This window comes from Bacillus sp. FCW2, from assembly GCF_021228595.1.
Lineage (GTDB): Bacteria > Bacillota > Bacilli > Bacillales > Bacillaceae > Bacillus > Bacillus velezensis.
This window is the reverse complement of the sequence record NZ_CP089436.1, coordinates 3,087,853-3,109,221: the sequence shown is the minus strand read 5'-3', so window position 1 is coordinate 3,109,221 and position 21,369 is coordinate 3,087,853. Positions and strand designations below refer to the sequence as shown.

The following is a 21,369-nucleotide window of genomic DNA, read 5'->3' as shown; positions in this document are numbered from 1 at the left end:
AGGGGTCAGTCCCAATCGTCCGCAGGCTTTTTTTATGCGTCTATCGTTTTAACTCCTCAAGTGTTTCTCTCCATCTCTTCAAGACATCTTCCGGTTCGTGGAGCTGGATGGCCGGTCCGGATATCAGATCCGCGTATTTCGCCCGATCTTCCTTGACGGTGATCACGCGGCAGCTGAACCGTTCCCGCTCGTGTTTCGCCTCTTTCAGCGGCGGAAGCGCCTCACATTCCAATGTGACGTAATATGCGGCTCCTCCGTGCCAGGCGATGAAAAGCGCTTGTCCCGAATGCAGCAGGCTGCTTACGGTCGTCGTGTTTTTCCATAAGGCGAGCCGGAGATTTGTTCTGCTCACGGCCACGATTTCACCGGCGCTGATCATGGCCGCGTGCGGACGGCCTTCTTTTGTCACGGATTGGAGCACAAATGCGTCGTGCTGCTTTTTTTCAAGCTCCGTTCCGTCTAAAAGCGTGTAAAGCGCCTCCGGCAGCTGCTCCGTCAGCATTACGCTTTTCTTTCCGGAACAGCGGGAACATGCGTGGCCGTCTCCGTTTCTTTCGGATCAATTTTAAATGCCGGGTTGAATGCCGCCGGATTCGTGATGCTTTCCGGTTCACAGGATCTCCATGTGAAAAAGCAGGTTTGGCATTGGTATATTTCCCAAGCGCCTTTGACCGGCGATTGGCTGACGGTTTCTCCTTTTTTCGATTCACAGCGCGGGCATGTTTTCATTGCAATCTCATCCTTTCTTATTGATTCATTAAGTCCATCAGTTTTTGTTCCCACTCTTTCGTTGTCAGCGGAGAATCAAGCGGCTGAGAATAATGGCCTCTTGTTTCCGGCGCGACAGGCGTTGTCGCGTCAAGAATCATTTTGTGTGTCATCCCTGCCGGATCAGACCCCGGGTCAAGCGGAAGGACGGACAGGTCAGGAATGATGACTGCATCGTGTTTCGGATGCATTTTCGTTGAGAGCGCCCACATGACTTGCGGGAGGTTAAACGGATCGACATCCTCATCCACGACAATGACCATTTTGCAGTAGCCGAGTCCGTGCGGCGTGGTCAGGGCGCGCATGCCGACCGCCTTGGCAAACCCGCCGTAGCGCGTTTTTGTGGAAATAATGGCGATCAGCCCGTGCGTATACATCGCGTTCACGGCGACAATTTCGTTCGGATAAGCTTCCTTGAGCTGCTGGTAAAGCGGCACGCACGTATTAATGCCGATCATATAATCGCACTCCGTCCACGGCATGCCTAAGTATAAATGTTCAAAAATCGGATTGTTTCTATGATATACCCGTTTGATTTTGATCACCGGCATGCTGCGGCCGCCTGAATAATGGCCCGTGAACTCACCGAAAGGTCCTTCGTATTCCCGTTCTCCCGCAAGGATCTCTCCTTCCAGAACGACTTCAGCGCCCCAAGGGATGTCTAAATCAGACAATTTAGATTTGACGATTCTGTAGGGCTCCCCTTGAATCGCGCCGGCCATTTCATACTCGGATTGATCGTATAACAGCGGAGTTGACGCAGCTGTCGTAATCACCGGCTCACAGCCGAGCGCGATCGTAACGGGAAGATTCACGCCGCGTTCTTCAGCTTGGCGAAGATGAATCGCAATATCATGCTGAGGCACGGGCTGAATGCCGAGGCGGTCTTTTCCCTTTACCTGCATTCTGTAAATGCCGACATTCTGCTTGCCGAAATTGTCCGGATCTTCAAGATCGCGGGAAATGACACACGCTTTATCCAAGTAATAGCCGCCGTCCCCCTGGTTGATTCTGAATAGCGGAAGGATGTCGAATAGATTGATATCTTCCATTATTTCATTTTCATGAAACGGCGCGGTTTCTTCCCGTTTGACCGGCACCGGAAATGCATCGTACCGTTTGGCAAACTCAAAGAATTGTTCTTTTACAGGCGTATCTTTCGGCATGCCGAGCATCATCGCGTGATTCGGCCACGAGCCGATGACATTCAGAGCCACCTGCGCATGGTGATGTCCGTAAATATTGTTAAACAAAAGCGCAGGGGTTTTATCCCCGAGATTGCTGGCTGCACGCGCAGCGGCACCCAGATCCGGCTCCGGTTTTACCTCTTCGTTGACTGTTAAGAGCTGCCCTTCTTTTTCAAGAGCGGCGAGAAATTCCCTAAAATCCTGATAGGCCATTATCAGATTCCTCCTTTTTGTTTTTCAATTCCGTACCACCGTTTCGCTTCCGGCAGACGGATGCCGAACTGATCGAGCGTCCGGAACACAATATGGTCGATCAATTCATCCATGTCAGCCGGCTTGTTATAAAATGCCGGCATCGGCGGAAGAATGACGGAACCCATTTTTGTAAGCGCTAGCATATTTTCTAAATGGATTTGGCTGAGCGGCGTTTCTCTTGTCAGCAGCACAAGTTTTTTCCGCTCCTTCAGAATGACGTCAGCCGCTCTGGTCAGCAGATTGTCAGCCATTCCGGTGCGGATGCTTGCCAGTGATTTCATGCTGCACGGAGCGATGATCATCCCGTCCGTTTCAAACGAACCGCTTGAAATCGCCGCCGCCTGGTCTTTGTGAGAATACGTATAGGATGCGAGTTTCTCGACATCTTTTAACGTATAATCGGTTTCATGTGTAATGGTGACATTTGCCCAAGGAGACACGACAAGATGGGTTTCGATCTCCGCAGCTTTTAAATATTCTAAAAGCCTGATCCCGAATATGGCTCCCGTTGCCCCGGTCATTCCGATGACGAGCTTCATATTGACCCCTCCTTTACGCTTGAAATGTGGTGTCAAAACCATCATACTCCTGATATATCCATATGAAAAATATTCGTTAAATCTATGTATCATACCTTAAAGGTATAAAAGAAAGGAGCGCGTTCTCATGGATATCCGGCAATTGCGTTATTTCATCACCATTGCCCAAGAGCAGAAAATCACGACGGCCGCCAAAAAGCTTCATATGGCACAGCCGCCTTTAAGCAGACAGCTGAAACAGCTCGAAGAAGAATTGGGCGTCATTCTGTTTGACCGCCATAAAAAGAAACAAATGACCCTTACATATGAAGGAAATGTCTTTTTGAAAAGAGCGAAAGAAATTCTTCATAAGTTTGAGGACGCTATAATCGAGGTACAAGAGCTGAAGGAGGAGGTGGCCGGCACACTTGCCGTCGGGTCAACCATTTACTGCGCCGCTCTCATGCTTGAGAAAGTGTCACAGATGAAAGAGCGGTTTCCGCATCTCACCTTTAACATTTGGGAAGATGAACCCGTCTCACTGCTCGAGCTTCTGGAAACCCGGCAGATTGACGCCGCCGTGACCACCACCTTGATTAAAAACGACGGCATTGAATCGAAGGAGCTTGAAGACATTCCGTGTGTATTGGTGCTGTCCGAGCATTCAAAACGACTGTGCGGAGAAACGATTAAACTGAATGACATCGCCTCTTTGCCTCTGATCCTTTTGCGTACCGTCAATGGAAGAGGTGTGTATGACCAAGTCCTCCAAGTTTGTGAACAGTACGGTCTCGACCTTCAGGTTGTATGTGAATGCCATGACTCCGCGACACTCTTGAGCCTCGTATCGTCAGGATTCGGCGCCACGATTCTGCCTTTGACGATGATTCCCGTCCATATGCGCTCGCATGTCAAAACGGTTATCATCGAAGACAACCCGTTTGTCATGACACCGGCCGTCATCTGGAGGAAAGACAGCTACCTGCCGAAGCCTGTCAGACAGTTTTTGGAATTATTTTGATCTCAGAACACGAAGAATTCCCGCTTATGAAAACCAATTACTTGACTCATACTAAAAAAAAGTTATCCTTTACAATTGGGAGCTATTTTTTCTCAATAAAACTACTCAGAAAAGTGGGGAATAAAGAAGATGAAAAAAGCATTATTCGCTTTGTTCATGATGGTCAGCATCGCAATGCTTGCAGCCTGCGGAAACTCACAGGACAGCGGATCTAAGTCAAAAGACGGCGATCTTTGGGCTTCTGTCAAGAAAAAAGGCGTACTGACCGTCGGCACAGAAGGAACGTACGAACCATTTACCTTCCATGATAAAAAGAGTGACAAACTGACCGGATATGATGTTGAAGTGATTCAAGAAGTCGCGAAACGCCTCGGTCTGAAAGCTGACTTCAAAGAAACGCAATGGGACAGCATGTTTGCCGGATTAAACGCGAAACGGTTTGACGTCGTCGCCAACCAAGTCGGCAAAACAGGCCGTGAAAACCAATATGATTTTTCTGATAAATACACAACGTCAAATGCAGTCGTCGTGACGAAAAAAGACAGCACGATTGCGAAAGAGGCTGATGTCAAAGGAAAAACAGCGGCTCAGTCATTAACAAGCAATTACAATAAATTAGCGAAAGAAGCCGGCGCGAAAATTGAAGGCGTTGAAGGCATGGCTCAATCCCTTCAGCTCATTCAGCAGGGCCGCGCTGATCTGACTTACAACGATAAACTTGCCGTACTGAACTACTTAAAAACGTCCGGCAATAAAAACGTGAAAATCGCGTTTGAAGCAGGCCAGCCGCAGCAGACGTATTTCGCATTCCGAAAAGGAAGCGGCGAACTTGTGACTCACGTCAACAAAGCGTTAAAAGAAATGAAAGAGGACGGGACTCTTTCTAAAATAGCGAAAAAATGGTTCGGCGAAGATGTTTCTAAGTAACATGCCGGAGCCCGTGATTGCAACAGCCATTCCGTGGGATTTGGTGCAGCAGTCATTCTGGCCGATTCTTTCCGGGGGAATCTATTACTCGATTCCCCTTACCATTCTTTCCTTTATTTTCGGAATGATCATCGCGCTGATTACGGCGCTCGCCAGAATGTCAAATATGAAACCATTGAGATGGGTGTTCAGCGTATACGTATCAGCGGTGCGCGGCACTCCTCTTCTCGTTCAATTGTTCATCATTTTTTATCTGTTCCCGACATTTAATATTACGCTGGACCCTTTCCCAAGCGCAGTCATCGCGTTTTCATTAAACGTGGGCGCCTATGCTTCTGAAATCATCCGGGCATCTATTTCATCCGTGCCGAAAGGGCAATGGGAAGCCGGTTATACGATCGGCATGACCTATCGCAAGACATTGTTCCGCGTGATCCTGCCGCAGGCATTTCGCGTGTCCATTCCGCCATTATCAAATACATTTATCAGCCTGATCAAGGATACATCTCTCGCGTCACAGATTCTCGTCGCGGAGCTGTTCAGAAAAGCGCAGGAAATCGGCGCGCAAAACCTTGATCAAATCTTGGTCATCTATATTGAAGCCGCCTTTATTTATTGGATCATCTGCTTCTTGCTGTCAATCGTACAGCACGTGATCGAACGGCGTCTCGACCGTTATGTGGCCAAATAAGGAGGTTTCGATATGCTTTCCGTCAAAGGATTAAATAAATCATTCGGACAGAATGAAATTTTAAAAAAGATAGATATGGAGATAGAAAAAGGGAAAGTCATCGCCATTCTGGGGCCGTCCGGTTCAGGAAAAACGACGCTTCTGCGCTGTCTGAACGCGCTTGAGATCCCCAATCGCGGCGAGCTGGCATTCTCAGATTTTGCAATAGATTTCTCCAAAAAAGTGAAGCAGGCTGATATTCTTCGCCTCCGCCGCAAATCAGGCATGGTCTTTCAGGCGTATCATCTGTTTCCTCACCGCACGGCGCTTGAAAACGTCATGGAAGGACCCATTCAAGTGCAAAAGCGCGACAAGGAGCAAGTCAGAAAAGAAGCGATGGAGCTTCTGGAAAAAGTCGGACTGAAAGACAAAATGGATTTATATCCGTTCCAGCTTTCCGGCGGTCAGCAGCAGCGGGTCGGCATCGCCCGCGCGCTTGCGATTCAGCCTGAGCTGATGCTGTTTGACGAACCGACATCAGCGCTTGATCCGGAGCTGGTCGGCGAGGTGCTCAAAGTGATTAAGGATCTGGCGAACGAAGGCTGGACGATGGTTGTCGTCACCCATGAAATCAAATTCGCGCAGGAAGTGGCCGATGAAGTCATCTTCATTGACGGCGGCGTCATTGTGGAACAAGGACCGCCGGCCCACATTTTTTCCGCGCCGAAAGAAGAACGCACGCAGCGGTTTTTAAATCGTATACTGAATCCTTTGTAGGAGCGGGAGAAGAAGCGAAACACTGATTTCGCTTCTTCTTTTTTTTGGCGGTTATGCTACAATGACAATTAATGAAATTTTATGAAAGAAGGGACCTCTTTGAAGCGGGAATTCTTGATGCGCTGGACGTTTTATTTTGCCGGTCTGTTGATTTTGTCTTTCGGGGTATCGTTAACCATTAAAGGAAAAGCTCTCGGCATCAGCCCTTGGGATGCCTTTCATTATGGGCTTTTTCAGCATTTCGGGCTTTCTGTCGGACAATGGTCCATCGTGGTCGGCGCGGTCATCGTCGCTTTAACCTGCCTGTTCACGAGGACGCTCCCGAAAATCGGTGCTATCTTAAACATGGTGCTGATGGGAATGTTTATTGATTTCTTTTCGTTTCTGCTTCCTGAGGCGCACGCTTTTTCCTTAGCGGCCGTGTTCTTTTCTATCGGATTGCTGCTGATCGGCTGCGGCGTCGGTATTTACGTATCAGCAGGGCTCGGCGCGGGCCCCCGGGACTCTCTGATGATGCTGATATCTGAAAAAACGGGCTGGAACGTACAATGGGTGCGGAACGGCATTGAGCTGACGATTCTTGCCGCAGCCTGGATGATGGGCGGACCGATCGGCGCCGGAACCATTATTACGGCTGTTTTGACGGGGCTGATTCTGCGTTTTTCTTTGCCGCAGTCCTCTAAACTGTTAACATACGCGATCTCCGGGCGGGCAACGTCCGTTCATTAAAAACAAAGCCGAAACGGTTTTGTTTTTTTTATTTTCGGACAGCTTTCGTCTGATATGATAGGATGGTTTTGACAATATTTTCAGACGGAGGATCTGGACATGAAGATTTACGGAGTATATATGGACCGCCCGCTTTCTGCAGGGGAAGAGGATCGGATGATGGCGGCCGTGTCCGCCGAAAAGCGGGAAAAATGCCGGCGCTTTTACCATAAGGAGGATGCTCACCGCACCTTGATCGGCGACATGCTGATCCGCACCGCTGCGGCGAAGGCTTACGGACTTGATCCGGCCGGGATTTCATTCAGCGTCCAGGAATACGGAAAGCCGTACATCCCCGCGCTTCCGGACATGCACTTTAACATTTCCCACTCCGGGCGCTGGATCGTGTGTGCTGTTGATTCAAAACCGATCGGCATTGATATTGAAAAAATGAAGCCCGGCACGATTGATATCGCCAAACGGTTTTTTTCACCGACGGAATACAGTGATCTGCAAGCGAAACACCCCGATCAGCAGACCGATTATTTTTACCACCTGTGGTCGATGAAAGAAAGCTTTATCAAGCAGGCCGGAAAAGGGCTTTCCCTGCCGCTTGATTCATTCAGCGTCCGCCTTAAAGACGACGGCCATGTGTCCATTGAGCTCCCGGACGGGCATGAACCTTGTTTCATCCGCACATATGAGGCGGACGAGGAGTATAAGCTGGCCGTTTGTGCGGCGCATCCCGATTTTTGTGACGGGATTGAGATGAAAACGTATGAAGAGCTGCTGTAAGCATAGAAAAAGGAGGGTGTCCCCTCCTTTTTTGTCAGCCTGATATTTCCGCCTGTTTCTGCAGCTGCTTTGCTTCTTGATAAATTTCTTCGAACAGATCCGCGATGTGTTCTTCTTCAACACATGAAAATGCGATTCGCAAATCGGTTTCATTAATGGATATCGTTCCGATTCCTCTCTTTTCAAGCAACGACACTCTCAATTCGCCGGCGTTTATGTCTTTCAGCCGGACACACATGAAATAACCCGAGTTAAACGGATAAGGCGTCCATACGTCTTCATAATGCTTGTTTTCTGCAAGAACGGCTTTCACTTTGTCAGCCCGTTTTTTCATGATGTTATATTTCAGCGATTTTTCTTTCTCGTATTCCGGTGACTGCATCGCCCGAAGCATGAATGTTTGGGACGGGTGCGGGGCGCTTGAAATCGTTCCCCTGATAATCCCTTTTGTTTTTTCCTCGAGCACGCGCAGCGCTTTTTCGCTTTTTGTGCTGTACGTAATAAAACCGACGCGGAAGCCCCATGCGTAATTTTCCTTCGTCGCGCCGTCTATTTTCACGCAAAGCACCCGGTCGTGCACTTGGGCGAGTTTGCTGAAGATGGATTCCTGAATGGCCGTTTCATCGTAAAACAGATTGTAATACGCATCGTCTACGAGCACGACAATCTCTTTGCCGGCTTCTGCCGCCTCCAAGATCACGCTGACGATTTCTGCCGCTTCCTCTTCTCCCGGCGTGTAGCCTGTCGGATTATTCGGGAAATTCAGCACGACAATCGCCTTTTCTTCCTGCTTTTTCAGCAGCTCGGACAGCCCCGCCGCATTAAAACGCCCATCCTGCTGAAAAAGCGGGTACGTCTCAATGGATGCCTTGCGCCGGACACCGAAAATGAAATTGTAATTTCCCCAATATTTATCAGGCAGAAGCAGCGTATCCCCTTCATTGACGAACAAGTCGGCAGCAATGCTCAGCCCGTGTGTTAAAGCGTTTGTCACGATCGGCGTGCTGATGTCTTTGCCGGCTAATGAAGGATTTTCGAGACGCATTTTTTTCAGCCATTCCTGTCTGAGCGGCTCTTTTCCCTGCGGCGGAGCATAATCGTAGATATCATCGGGGTTATAGGCGGACAGTGTCTCTTGAATATGGGAAAAGTGCATGGACTCGCCTTGTGAGGTGGCGATTCCGATCGTGGCATTATACTTTCCGGCCTTGGCTTTCGCTTCCGCCGATTGTGTCAGCACCCCTTTCGGATAAAACAACTCTCTGCCCAAATCAGAAAGCATATGAAGCACGTGCGGGTTTTCTTCAGATAATGTTCTGTTCAGCTCTTTTGCTGCATCATTCATGTACGACAATCCCTTCAAAATTATATTCCATCAAATCATAACATAAAATTTTTGATAAATGAGAAAACTCGCGGGCGGTTTTTGTTACAAAAAACAGACAGCAAATGCTGTCTGTCATATCCTATAACAATTGGCCTGCAGTGCTCCTGTTAATAATCTCATATATTCGTTCCGCCACTTTTTCAGTTTCACTTAATATGAACATGTGGCCGTCCGAAAACTCATGAAATACGGGATTGCCGGCCCATTTTTTCCATCCGTCCGCATCTTTGATACATTTTTTATCTTTCCGCCCGTTAAAAATATGGACGGGTGATTGAATCATGTGAGAATCAGACGGACGGAAGCTTTCAAGCGCGCGGTAGTCGGATCTGAAAGAAGGCAGGAAAAATGACATGACCTCCTTATTCTCCACTAACTCCTGCGGCATTCCGCCAAGCTCGATAATATGGGCGAGAAATTTTTCATCATCAAGATGAGACACTTTTTTCCTTTCCACATGCGGCGGCTGAATGGCTGAGATGATCACGGCCTGCGGGTAAATGCCCTCCCGCTCCAGCTTTTGCGCCAGCCTGAAAGCGACCATGCCTCCCATACTGTGGCCGAACAGCACAAACGGGCGGTCAGGATGGAGATTCAACTCCTGCTTGTATAAACTGACAAGCTGTTCAAAATCCTCAACGGGGGACATTTGATTTGTTCCGTGTCCCGGCGGTTCCGCGGCAAGCATCTCACACTCACCTTGAAGATAGGTGTGGAGCGGGCGGAATGATGCGGAATAGCCTCCTGCGAACGGAAAACAGATAAGCTGCGTTTTTTCCGTGGTATCGAACGATTTAAAGAGCTGGACCATTGGCGGGCTTCCTCCTTTTCTATCGTGAAGTTGTCAGCTTCGGATGTTCCTTCCTTAGGAATTCGAGCAAATATGCCGCATTCCTTTCGAGACATTCTCCCTGAAGCATTTCTGCGTGCGTGCCGCAGCCTTTTTTCACACGGCATTCACCTGTCGTGGCTTCCTCCCACGCAGCGAGCCACGGCGGCATCGCAAAGTCCGGTTCTGACGTTAATAGATCTATATCCGCATTAACCGTGCCGGTACTGACGGTATGCACGAAATAAGAATAAAACGCGTTTGTTTTTTTGGCGAGACCTTCTTTGACGGCTTCGTTATTCAGCGCTTCATTGTCCCGGTTTACCTTCATCAGCGCCTGGACATCACTTTCTACGGTGCGGCCTTCTAAGTCGCTGACGCCTTGTTTTTTATAGGAATCGACCATGATCAGCCGCTCCACTTTACGTCCTTCGGCTTCAAGCTGTTTGGCCGTTTCAAAGGCGAGCGTGCAGCCTGCCGAGTATCCGAACAGCTTGACCGGTCCTTCCGGCTGGAGCTGATTGATCAGCTCTGTGTAGCGTTCGATGCGGTTGTCTTCCTCGATAAAATCAAACGCACAGATTTTATAGCCGGACAGCTGTTTTGCCAGCGGCTGGTACATCAGCCCGTAACCGAGAACCGGCGGGAACGCAAACAGTGTGTCAGACTGATTTTTATTCATGATGGTGAGATCTTTCATTCCTTTTTCTTCACCGTGAAGCAGATAACCGGCAATGTCTGCGATTGTCGTCGCTTCGAATAACAGCTGCACCGGAATGTCCGCACCGAGCTCTTTTTTAATGCGTGACGCTGCCGTCATCGCTTTTAAGGAATGGCCTCCGAGCGCGAAGAAATCATCATGAATCCCGATCTGCTGTCTGCCGAGGATGTCGGACCAGATGTGCGCAATTGTTTCTTCCGTCGCGTTTCGAGGCCCGATCCATTCTTTCGCCGGCTGAGCCTGATCCGGTTTCGGCAGCTGCCGTTTATTGACCTTCCCGTTTGTCGTTAACGGAAGCTCCTCTAAGAAAGTAAAGGTTTGCGGCACCATGTAAGCAGGAAGCTGTTTTTTCAAGTGCCTCTTTACGTCATCAGCTGAAAGCGGCGTCCGGTTCACGAGGTAGGCATTGATTGATGCATCTCCGGACTCATGGCGGTCTGCAACAACGACCGCATCTTTCACACCCGGGTATTCCTGCAGCTGCTTTTCGATTTCTTCAAGCTCAATCCGGTGTCCGCGTATTTTGACCTGGTCGTCAATACGCCCGGCGTATTCAATTGTTCCATCCGGCAGCCAGCGTGCTAAATCCCCTGTGCGGTAAAGCGTTTCTCCCGGCTTGAACGGATTTGGGATAAACGTTTGCTTCGTCAGGTCATGACGGTTCAGATACCCTTTTGATACACCCATTCCGCTGATGCACAGTTCACCGACAGCTCCGAACGGCTGAAGCTGATTTTGCCCGTTCAGAATATAAACACTGGCATTGCTGATCGGCTTTCCGATCGGCAATGAGGAAATGGAATCCGGGATATCATGCACGACGTGAGCTGTCGCAAACACCGTGCCCTCAGTCGGCCCGTAGCAATTAATCAGCTTGCCAGGCCCCATGATCTCAAGCGCTTTTCTGACGTGAGGCACAGAAGCGCGCTCACCCCCGAATAACACACAGCGGAGCCCCTTCAGCCACTCCTCTCCCGCATCGGTGAGAAGATTAAAAAGTGCGGTTGTCGCAAACATGACATTGACATTCTCCTGCCGGATCAGATCAGTGAGCCGTTCTGTATCAAGCAGTGTATGTTCATCTGCGATAATGAGCCGTGCCGCATTCAGTATTGATGCGTAGAAATCAAAGGTAAATGCGTCAAAGGCGTAATTGGAAACAGATAAGAACGTATCTTGTTCAGAAAATGCCATGTAATCTACATGCTTGACCAATCCTTGAATATTGGCATGAGTGGTGATATTGCCCTTCGGCTTTCCGGTTGTGCCGGACGTATACATAATATACGCAGGATCATCGGGATCAACTGCGGCTGCAGGATCGCTTGCCTGTTCCTCAAACCGTGCCCGATCATCGATGATAAGTGTTGTTCCTGTATACGGCAGCTGAGCCGCTTTTTCTTTCATCTCCTGATGTGTCAGCAGACAGGCTGCCGCACTGTCAGCCAGCATGTACGAGATTCGGTCCTCCGGCAGCTTCGGATCAACCGGCAGATAAGCCGCTCCTGCTTTTAATACACCGAGAATGCCGATCACCAGCTCAAGCGAGCGCTTCGTGTACAACGCGACAACGGAGCCTTTGCCCGCACCTTGCTTTTGCAAACGGCGCGCAAGACGGTTCGCTTCCTCATCTAATTCACGATAGGAAAGAGTCTGGCCGGAATACGTAAGCGCCGGCGCATCAGGATTTACATTCACCGCTTCCTTGAACCAATCCGTCAGAGGCTTCGCCTGATGAGTCTGAGCCGGCGGGTTTAAGCCGGTAAGCAGAAGCTCTCTTTCCTTTTCATCAACAAGTCTGATCGTATTGACAGGCTGATCCGGCTTCTGGATGAGCTGCTGAATCGCTGTGAGAAGCTGAGATTTTAAGCGCAGGATAAACGCCTCATCAAACACATTCCCGTTATAGGCAAGCTTAATCAGCATCTCATCACCTGGAGAAGCCATCAGGTTGAGATCATAATTCGATTTCTCAAAAACGTGTACATCCTCCATATCAAAGCCGTTTTCACTGTTCTCTTCATTTTTTGCATCCTGAAGCGGATAATTTTCAAACACAATGATGTGGTCAATCAGCTTTGGCTGATCGGCCTGGCTTTGGATGTCATAGAGCGGCACATATTGATGCGGCTCAGACTGCAGCGATTGCTCCTGCAGCTGCTTGAGCAAGCCGTTAAATGTGGTATCCCGAGACAGCTTCACCCGCCTCGGGACAGCATTGATAAACAGCCCGACCATATGTTCAACGCCTTTGATTTCTGCGGGGCGCCCGGAAACGACTGTGCCGAAGATCAAATCGCCGGACTGCTGGTAGCGGCTGATTAATACACTCCAAACCGCCTGCAGCGCCGTACTCAAAGTGGTATGCTGCGATTTTGCAAGCTCGGTAAATGCTTTTGTTTCCTCCTCCGGCAGTGAGAAGAGCAGCTCTTTCGGCTCATAGCCGTCCTTTTGTTTCTTTCTTTGCTCCGCAAATGTCGTTTGTCCTTCAAAATCTTCTAAGTACTCGCGCCAGTAATGCAGTGATGCTTGTTTATCCTGCTTTTCAAGCCACTTGATATAGTCTTTATACGGTTTGACCGGCGGCAGGCTGTACGGCTTTTGTTCGCGCAGGGCATTGTATACCTTAAACAGATCCTGCACGACGATGCCGAAGCACCAGCCGTCCAAAATGATGTGGTGGTAGCTCCACACCCATTCAAAGCTTTCTTCCGATTTTTTGAAAATGGCTGCCCGCATCGGAATATCCCGCGTCAAATCAAAGCCCTTGATCTTATCCTGTTCTTTGTATTCATTGATTTTGGCTGTTTGCTCGCTGTCCGTTACATGTGTCAGATCGATTTCTTCGATCTGAAACTGCCGTTTTTTCAATACGACTTGGACCGGCCTTTTTACTTTTTCGTGAATGAACACGGTACGAAATACATCGTACCGGTCCATGATCACATTCATGCTTTCTTCAAGGCATTTGATATTAAAGCCGCCTTTTACTTTCATTGTCATTTGTTCGATGTAAAAGCTTTGGCCGGGATTCAGGAGAGTATGAAACAGCATTCCCTCCTGCATCGGCGACAAATAATACATGTCCTGAACCTGATCTTTGCTGAATTGGCTCATCTGCTCCGCTCCCCCCTTCTGTGATCTGTTTTTGTCACGTTAAATTCTCCTCAAGCATGTCAAAGATGTCTCCCATTTCATCCATCTCAAGATCCTGCGCGCTGAAATCGCTCGGCGTAAATTCTTTCTCCTCTTTGGCCGTGCAATGGCGGATGATCATTAAGAGATTGTCTTTAAACCGCTGCATCTGTGTTTCGACGGTGCTTCTTTCATATTCTTCCTGATTGTATGAGCAGGAAATGACGAAGCGGCCGCCTGTAACCATCCCGCTGAAGCTCAGTGCGTATAACGCCTCTGACTCTTCGCTGACTTGACGTCCCATATCATATGGAGACGGCTCAAACCATTCCGTTTTCACTTCATTGTCAAACTGCCCTAAGTAGTTAAAACTGATTTCAGGCGCGGCGCCTTGTTCTGTTTCATCGGATGACAGATACCGGAGAATCCCGTATCCTACACCTTTATCAGGAACGCGCCGCACCGTCTCTTTTACCGTTTTAATGACGGAAGAGATGCCGTCTTCCTTGCTGATTTGCAGAATCAAAGGATATTGGGCCGTAAACCAGCCGACCGTCCGTGAAATATTGACATTCGGTATGATTTCTTCCCGGCCGTGTCCTTCTAAGTTGATGCCGACTTTGCCGTTTTCCGTCCATTCACCGATCGTTAAGCCGAGCGCGCTGAGCAGAATGTCGTTGATTTCCGTTCCGTACGGATGATGAACATCTGTAAGCAGCTGTGCCGTTTCTTCCTCAGTTAATTCACATTTCACGGCCGCCGTATGTTTGACGAGCCGTTTGTTCGGATCATGGTCTTTCGGCAGCGGCCGGAGTTCTTCCGCATCTGCCTGCGCCCAATAATCCGCCTGCTTTTTCAGCTCTTCTGATTGCGCAAATGTGTTCAGCGCCTCCGCCCAATCTTTAAAGGAGTGGGTTTTTTGCGGGAGGACGATGCTGTTTTGCTGCTGCGCCTGTTTATAACCTGAAGCGAAATCCTCAAGCAGAATTCTCCATGAAACCCCGTCCACGACGAGATGGTGAACCGCGATTAACAGATGATCGCCTTGTTCTGTCCGGTATTGCTCCGCTTTTAACAGCGGGCCGTTCTCCAGATCCAGACTTCCCTGAAGATGATCGGCAAGCCGCTGAATCTGGCTTTTCAGCATATCCTCGTCAGTTCCGTACAGATCAACGATGTCAAAGCTTGCCTTGCATTCTGTGACAGGGAGGTATGTCTGAATGATGCCTTCCCTTTCTTCACGGTACACCATGCGGAGCGCATCATGGTGTTCAATCAATGCTTGCAGGGTTTTTTCCACCAGGTCCGGATCAAAGCCGTCTTTCGCGTGAAGCATGACGGATTGGTTCCAGCGGTGTTTGTCCGTGAAGTTTTTCTCAAAGAACCAGCGCTGGATCGGCGTTAACTCCGCTTCGCCTTCGACAGGGCCCTGGTCGGCCTGCTTGCCTTCCGTCCGCTCCACGTAGGAGACGAGCTCTTCGATGGCCGGGTGCTGGAAGAGGTCTTTCATCTCCAATTTATACCCGTGCTGGTTCAGGCGGCTCGCCATTTGGATACCTTTGATCGAGTCGCCGCCGAGCGTGAAGAAATTATCGCTTACGCCGATCTGGTCAAGACCGAGCACTTCCTGCCAAATGTCAGAAAGCAGCGTCTCCATCTCCGTTTCTGGCGCTTTGTAAGCGGCGCTTCCCGCTTCAATGTCCGGTTCCGGCAGGGCTTTTTTGTCAATCTTTCCGTTTGCGGTGACCGGAAGCTCGTCCATCTCCACCCAGAACGCCGGCACCATGTAGTCAGGCAGCGTGTCTTTCAGCGCGGCTTTGAGCGTTTCGATATCGTCCTGCTGAGGCGCGACATAGGCGCAAAGCGCGGTATTGCCCGCTTTGTCTTCCACCGCCGTCACCGCTGCGTCATGAACGTCCGCAAGCCGGGCGAGGCGGACTTCGATTTCTGAAAGCTCGATCCGGTAGCCCCGCACTTTGACCTGCTGGTCGATACGGCCGATGTATTCGATGCCGCACTGCGCGTTCCATTTGACGAGGTCGCCGGTCCGGTACATGCGCTCGCCGGGCACGAACGGATCTGCGGTAAACCGCTTCGCCGTTTCTTCTTCCCGGTTCAGGTATCCGCGCGCCAGACCGCGGCCGGCCACGCACAATTCACCGGCAATGCCTTCCGGCTGCACCTGATCGCCGCCGCCAAGAATATAAACTCTCGTATTGGCAATCGCCCGTCCGATCGAAAGCGATCCTTCCTCCGGATTGATGACGCCGCTTGTCGCGACGACGGTGTTTTCCGTCGGGCCGTAGTTGTTGACGATCGTGTACGGCTGTTTCACCGCCCGCTTCAGCTTATCGCCGCCGACGAGAAGCATGCGGAGAGAGGTATTTTCCAGCTCCATAAATTGTTCGGCCAGCTGCGTCGGCAGGAAGGTGATGGTCACGCCGTGCTCTTCGAAATAGTGATTTAAGCGGGTGATATCCAGCCGGATCGCTTCGTCAATGACGTGAAGCTCCGCGCCGATGGTCCATGCCGGGAACATTTCCCAGATGGAGGCGTCAAAACCGAAGCCCGCGTATTTGGCGCTTTTATCATCTGCCGTCATGGCGAATGCGTCGTGATGCCAGAAGCACAGGTTCACCAGCGCATGATGTTCGACCATGACACCCTTCGGCTGTCCGGTCGTTCCTGACGTGTAAATCATATAAGCGAGATGATCCGCCGTTGTTTCCGTCTGCGGGTTCGCTTCATCGTTTTCATCAAGCGGCAGGCTCAGAATGGAGCGTCCGCCGTCAAGCAGGATCGTTTCTCCTTTGTAGCTTTCCGGCACGCCCAGCGCTTCCTGTGTGAGAAGAAGCTTGGCGCCGCTGTCCTGCAGAATGTAGCTGATCCGCTCTTCCGGGTAGTCGGGGTCAATCGGCACAAATGCCGCGCCCGCTTTCAGGACGCCGAGTACGCCCGCGGCCATTTCCAAGGACGGTTTCGTCAGGATGCCGACACGCTCGTCAGCCGTGACGCCGCAGTCCATGAGGATGCGCGCGATCCGGTTCGCCCTTGCGTTCAGCTCTCCGTACGTCCATTTCGCGCCGTTATATGCCGCGGCCGGCCGGTTCGCGTGGCGGGCGGCCGTTTCTTCAAAGAGACGGTGAACCGTTTTGTCCCGCGGCACAGAAATTGTTTTTCCTTTCCATGCATCAAGGAGGGCTTGTTTTTCAGCATCGCTGATCAGTGAAATCTCAGGCAGCTTTCTGTCCGGGCTTTCTGCCGCTTGCTTCAGAATCCGCAGGAACCCGGCGCTCCACTTTTCAATTGTTTCTTTTTTAAACAAATCAGTCGCATATTCAAACTGAAGGCCGAGGCCTTCTTGATCCGTAAACCCGCCGAGTGTCAGATCGAATTTCGCCGTGCCTTGGTTTGACTCATACGGAGTGATGCGCAGGTTCTCCAGTTCCAGCGTTTCTTTATCCGGATCTTCTGTCGTCACCATCACCTGGAACAACGGGTTGCGGCTCATGTCTCTCGGCAGGTCAAGCTTTCCGATCAGATCCTCAAACGGATAATCCTGATGCGCCAGCGCGTCGAGATTGGTTTGTTTCACCCGTTCGAGCAGCCCGGCGAAGGTCTGCTCTTTGCGCGTTTCATTGCGAAGCGCAAGCGTATTGACAAACATCCCCGGCATTTCCTGAACTTCGGCGTTCGTTCTTCCGGCGGTCACCGAGCCGATAATGATATCGCGCTGCCCCGTGATTTTGCTCAAAAAGACATGGAACGCGGCGTGAAGCACCATATGAAGAGTCGCTCCCGATGATTCCATTAATTCACGCACCGCTTTTTCCGTTTCACGCCCCGCTCTGAAACGGACGGATTGTCCTTTAAAACTTTGAACCGGCGGACGGGGGAAATCGGTCGGCAGATTCAATTCAGGAAGCTCGCCGGAAAATGCGGAGAGCCAATAACGCTCATGGTCTTTCATCCGTTCGGCCTGCTCAGGTTCATTCTGCCAGACGGCGAAGTCTTTATAGTGCAGGTTCGGCGACGGCAGGCTTCCGCCTTTGTAAAGATGAGCGAGCTCTTTGACCAGCATGCTTCTGGACACGCCGTCGGCAATAATATGGTGCATATCCAGCAGCAGCAGGTGTTTCTTTTCGTTCAGTCTGACAAGAGCGGCCCGAATGAGCGGAGCCGCGCTCAGATCAAACGGCTTAATGAATGCCTGAATGATAAGATCCGCTTTCTCCTCGTCCGCTGCTTCAAAGATGTGCAGGTCGATGTCAGCCTGTTCTGCGATCTGCTGCATCGGGCGGCCGTTTTGATCGATAAAGGACGTCCGCAAAGACTCGTGGCGATTGATCATCTGATTGAGCGCTTCCTGAAGCCTTGAAATATTGACTTCTCCTTCCATCAGAAGAACGGACGGCATATTATAACTGATTGTCTCCCGGTCAAGCTGGTTCAGGACGTACATCCGTTTTTGGGCGGATGATAACGGGTACGCGTCTGCACTGTCGGCCGGCGTGATCATCCGATACCCCTCAGATACCGCTGATTTTTCGATATATGCGGCAAACAGGCGGACAGTCGGCTGTTCGAACAGCGCTTTTAACGGAACCGTTTTGTCCAGTTCAGCCTGAATATTGGCGAGGAGCATCATGCCTTTTAAAGAGTGCCCGCCATAATCGAAGAAATTATCGTCGATGCCGAGCGTATCCGTACCGAGTGTCTGTTTCCAAATGCGGCACAGTTTTTCCTCCAATTCCGTTTCCGGCAAGGCTGAAGCTGTTTGCGCCGTTTGGCTGACGCCCGGTTTCGGGAGGGCGTTTTTATCGGTTTTTCCGTTTGCTGTGAGCGGAATGCGGTCTACCTGCACGAAATAAGCCGGGAGCATATGAGACGGCAGTGTTTCGGAAAGCCGTTTGCGAAGCTCAGAGCCTTTCAGCTCGCTGCCGGCTTTATAGTACGCGCACAGTTCCGGCAGCCCGCCTTCGCTGACTGCGAGAACGACCGCCTCCTGAATGCCGTTTACGCTTAACAGCACGGTTTCAACCTCTTTTAATTCAATGCGGTAGCCCCGGATTTTCACCTGATCATCCGCACGGCCGATAAATTCAATCGTCCCGTCAGAAAGCCTGCGGACGACATCTCCCGTTTTGTACATCAGGCTGTCCGGTGAAAAAGGATTTGAGAGAAATTTCTCCGCCGTCAGCTGCGGACGGTGAAGATATCCTCTGGCAAGCCCCTTTCCGGTAATATAAAGCTCGCCGCTTGCGCCCGGAGGCACGAGCTGCATTGCTCCGTCCAATACAAGCGCGCCGGTATTCGCGATCGGGCGGCCGATGACGGGACGCTGCTCATATTGATCAAGGCGCTCCATATTGATCCGTCCGGCAATGGCGCCGATCGTCGTTTCCGTCGGCCCGTAGTGATTGATGAAGTCGGTATGGGCGTATACGTCATGAAACTTGCGGACATCGGACGTGATGATCTTTTCTCCGCCGAGCACCACTAAACGAAGCGGGCTGAAACGGCGTTCTGACGTAAAACGGGCTGTATTGACGATCATATGGAACAATGACGGCGTCAATTTCATATACGTAATGCCGTTTTTCTGTATATACTCACCAAGCTGATCAGGCGCGGTGTACGTCTCTTTCGGCACAATGTGCAGCTCTCCGCCCGCCTGAAGAATCGGGAATATAGCCGTATAGCCGAGATCAAATGCGTAAGAAGACAGCAGCACAGATTTGTCAGCTTCAGTCAAACCGGCTTCACGGCTGAACCATGTGACATAATTGATTAGATTGCGGTGCTCCAGCTGGACGCCTTTCGGTTTGCCCGTTGTTCCCGAGGTATAAATGATATAGGCAAGCTGGTCGGCGCCGGGCTTCGTTTCAAGCCGGCCGGCGCTTTCGTTCTGCCATTCTCCGTCTTCCATTACGATCGTTTTTCCTTTATAAACGGCGGCCGCGGTCATGTTTCTCTCATTGACGACCAGAAGCTTCGTTCCGCTGTCTTCAAGAGAGTAGCGGATTCTCTCTTCAGGAGTCTCCGGATCAATCGGGAGAAATGCCGCTCCGGCTTTCATGACGCCGAGAATCGCGGGAATCAAGTCGGCCGAACGATCCATCATAATGGCCACGATGTCCTCACTGCCCGTTCCGCAAGACTGAAGGTGGCGGGCAAACCGGTTCGAGCGTTCATCAAGCTCACGATATGTCAGACTTATTCCGCCCGCAACCGCCGTGAGATCAGGCGTTTTTTGCGCTTGGCGTTCAAACAGCGAAACAAAAGTGCCCTCAGGCAGATCCGCTTCCGTACGTTTTTCATCAGAAAGGAGCGCTTCCCGTTCAGGAGCGGACAGCAGGCTTGCGTCGGACAGCTGAATATCCGGATTTTCAGCGCAGGCTTTAATCAGATTGACAAAATGAGCGCTCCAGCGGCGGATGGTTTCGTCCGCAAATAAGGCTTTCGCGTAATCAAAGCTCAATCCGACCTCTTCTCCGCGTTCAGCCGCTTCTAAGGAAAGATCAAATTTAGCGACATGATGATGCATGGAGTATGAAGAAATCTCCAAATCTCCGAGCCGCAGGGCCGGGATCTCCATGTTCTGCATATTAAATAACACGCTGAACAGCGGACTCCGGCTTGTGTCCCTCGTTAACGGCAGTTTTTCAATTAATTCTTCAAGCGGATAGCTTTGATGCTCAAAAGCTTGAAGGCTCGCTGTTTTCACCTCATCCAGAAATTGTTTGAACGTTTTTTTGCCGGCAGGATGCGACCGAAGCGCAACTGTGTTGACAAACATGCCCGGCACGTCTTGGAGATCAGGATGCTGTCTACCGGCCGCCGGAGACCCGACTATGATGTCTTCCTGCCCCGAATATTTGGACAGCAGCACTTGAAAAGCGGCTAACAAGAACATGTACATCGTCGTATCCGTATCAGCCAGCAGTTTCTTAATCTGCGCCGTCACCTGTTTATCAAGCCCGAAGATGACGCGTTCCCCTTCAAAACTGCGCTCGGCAGGCCGCGGGAAATCAAGCGGCAGATCCAACACCGGCAGATCGCCTTTGAACGTCTCAAGCCAGTAGGCTTCGTGCTGATCGAGATTTGCTTTTTCACGCTGCCAGACTGAAAAATCCTTATAATGAATCTTTGGCAGCGCAAGCTCCGTGCCTTGATAAAGCTTCGCAAGATCACCGATGAAAATGCCCATTGAGCTTCCGTCCGTAATAATGTGGTGCATGTCAATCAGCAGAAGATGCCGGTCTTCTTCAAGCCGGATCAGCTTCGAACGGACAAGCGGCGCGCGGTTGAGCACAAACGGTCTGATAAAGGCTTTTGTCAGCTCTTCTGCATCTTCTTCCCGGCCCTCGGCGGTTTCAAGCTCAAACGACACATTTTTATGAATGGTCTGCACGACTTCTCCATCTGCCATGTCAAACGACGTACGCAGTGTCTCATGACGGTTGATTAATGCCTGCATGGCCTCCTCAAGACGCTTTTTGTCTACTGATCCTTCCAGCAAAAGTACAGCAGGGACGTTGTAGCTCGTGCTGGCCTGTCCGAGCTGATTAAGGATATACATCCTGCGCTGTGCTGAGGAAACAGGATAATGCTTCTGATAAGGCGCTTGTCGGATCGGTTCAAACTGCTGCTCCTCCTCGCTCTCATGCT

The 21,369-nt window shown here is 50.6% G+C and carries 14 protein-coding genes and 1 pseudogene; 6 read left to right on the top strand and 9 right to left on the bottom strand.

All coding sequences use genetic code 11. The features are described from left to right. Positions 1-40: 40 nt before the first annotated feature. The 4 genes from K3G25_RS15560 to K3G25_RS15545 are packed head-to-tail and all read right to left on the bottom strand — an operon-like array spanning position 41 to position 2,785. Positions 41-502 carry a hypothetical protein gene (locus K3G25_RS15560; RefSeq protein ID WP_053285471.1) on the bottom strand — a complete coding sequence of 154 codons (462 nt, stop codon included), beginning with the start codon at positions 500-502 and terminating at the stop codon, positions 41-43. Next, positions 502-729 (bottom strand): non-oxidative hydroxyarylic acid decarboxylases subunit D, encoded by a 228-nt coding sequence (locus tag K3G25_RS15555; protein WP_016937281.1) that lies wholly within the window; start codon positions 727-729, stop codon positions 502-504. The genes K3G25_RS15560 and K3G25_RS15555 overlap by 1 nt, the downstream gene beginning before the upstream one ends. A gap of 17 nt (positions 730-746) precedes the next feature. Continuing rightward, positions 747-2,168 (bottom strand): phenolic acid decarboxylase BsdC, encoded by a 1,422-nt coding sequence (gene bsdC, locus K3G25_RS15550; protein ID WP_022552576.1) that lies wholly within the window; start codon positions 2,166-2,168, stop codon positions 747-749. A gap of 2 nt (positions 2,169-2,170) precedes the next feature. Beyond that, positions 2,171-2,785 (bottom strand): non-oxidative hydroxyarylic acid decarboxylases subunit B, encoded by a 615-nt coding sequence (locus K3G25_RS15545; protein ID WP_088005476.1) that lies wholly within the window; start codon positions 2,783-2,785, stop codon positions 2,171-2,173. Positions 2,786-2,876: 91 nt separating this feature from the next. Here K3G25_RS15545 and K3G25_RS15540 point away from each other — a divergent pair, with 91 nt between their 5' ends. From K3G25_RS15540 to K3G25_RS15515, 6 genes are all read left to right on the top strand, one after another. After that, positions 2,877-3,749, top strand: coding sequence for a LysR family transcriptional regulator (locus K3G25_RS15540; RefSeq protein WP_029974885.1), 873 nt, complete (start codon positions 2,877-2,879; stop codon positions 3,747-3,749). Between the two features lie 129 nt (positions 3,750-3,878). Continuing rightward, positions 3,879-4,676 carry a cystine ABC transporter substrate-binding lipoprotein TcyA gene (gene tcyA / locus K3G25_RS15535; protein WP_020955311.1) on the top strand — a complete coding sequence of 266 codons (798 nt, stop codon included), beginning with the start codon at positions 3,879-3,881 and terminating at the stop codon, positions 4,674-4,676. Further along, complete coding sequence (locus tag K3G25_RS15530; protein ID WP_003156375.1) at positions 4,663-5,367, top strand: amino acid ABC transporter permease; 705 nt, start codon at positions 4,663-4,665, stop codon at positions 5,365-5,367. Before tcyA ends, K3G25_RS15530 begins: the two co-directional genes overlap by 14 nt. Before the next feature lie 12 nt (positions 5,368-5,379). After that, a complete protein-coding gene (gene tcyC / locus K3G25_RS15525) occupies positions 5,380-6,123 on the top strand; it encodes a cystine ABC transporter ATP-binding protein TcyC (RefSeq protein WP_021495131.1) in 744 nt (247 codons plus the stop codon). 81 nt (positions 6,124-6,204) lie between these two features. Next, positions 6,205-6,852 (top strand): YczE/YyaS/YitT family protein, encoded by a 648-nt coding sequence (locus K3G25_RS15520; protein ID WP_079891270.1) that lies wholly within the window; start codon positions 6,205-6,207, stop codon positions 6,850-6,852. A 99-nt stretch (positions 6,853-6,951) separates the two neighbouring features. After that, the gene (locus K3G25_RS15515; protein WP_007410244.1) at positions 6,952-7,626 is read left to right on the top strand and encodes a 4'-phosphopantetheinyl transferase family protein; all 675 of its coding nucleotides are present in this window, start codon (positions 6,952-6,954) and stop codon (positions 7,624-7,626) included. A gap of 34 nt (positions 7,627-7,660) precedes the next feature. On the opposite strand, the gene K3G25_RS15510 is transcribed toward K3G25_RS15515, so the two are convergent. The 5 genes and pseudogenes from K3G25_RS15510 to comS form a co-directional block, all read right to left on the bottom strand. Then, complete coding sequence (locus tag K3G25_RS15510) at positions 7,661-8,971, bottom strand: aminotransferase class I/II-fold pyridoxal phosphate-dependent enzyme (protein ID WP_012116776.1); 1,311 nt, start codon at positions 8,969-8,971, stop codon at positions 7,661-7,663. A 121-nt stretch (positions 8,972-9,092) separates the two neighbouring features. Further along, positions 9,093-9,824 (bottom strand): surfactin biosynthesis thioesterase SrfAD, encoded by a 732-nt coding sequence (gene srfAD, locus K3G25_RS15505; RefSeq protein WP_103527162.1) that lies wholly within the window; start codon positions 9,822-9,824, stop codon positions 9,093-9,095. A gap of 19 nt (positions 9,825-9,843) precedes the next feature. Further along, positions 9,844-13,680: a surfactin non-ribosomal peptide synthetase SrfAC gene (srfAC, locus tag K3G25_RS15500; RefSeq protein WP_232489388.1), complete on the bottom strand. Its 3,837-nt coding sequence runs from the start codon at positions 13,678-13,680 to the stop codon at positions 9,844-9,846. A 34-nt stretch (positions 13,681-13,714) separates the two neighbouring features. Continuing rightward, positions 13,715-21,256: pseudogene (gene srfAB, locus K3G25_RS15490) on the bottom strand (surfactin non-ribosomal peptide synthetase SrfAB); the annotation flags it as partial. Then, entirely contained in the window at positions 21,202-21,366 is a 165-nt protein-coding gene (gene comS / locus K3G25_RS15485) for a competence protein ComS (RefSeq protein ID WP_269194677.1), read from the bottom strand. The pseudogene srfAB and the gene comS, both read right to left, overlap by 55 nt. Positions 21,367-21,369: the final 3 nt, after the last annotated feature.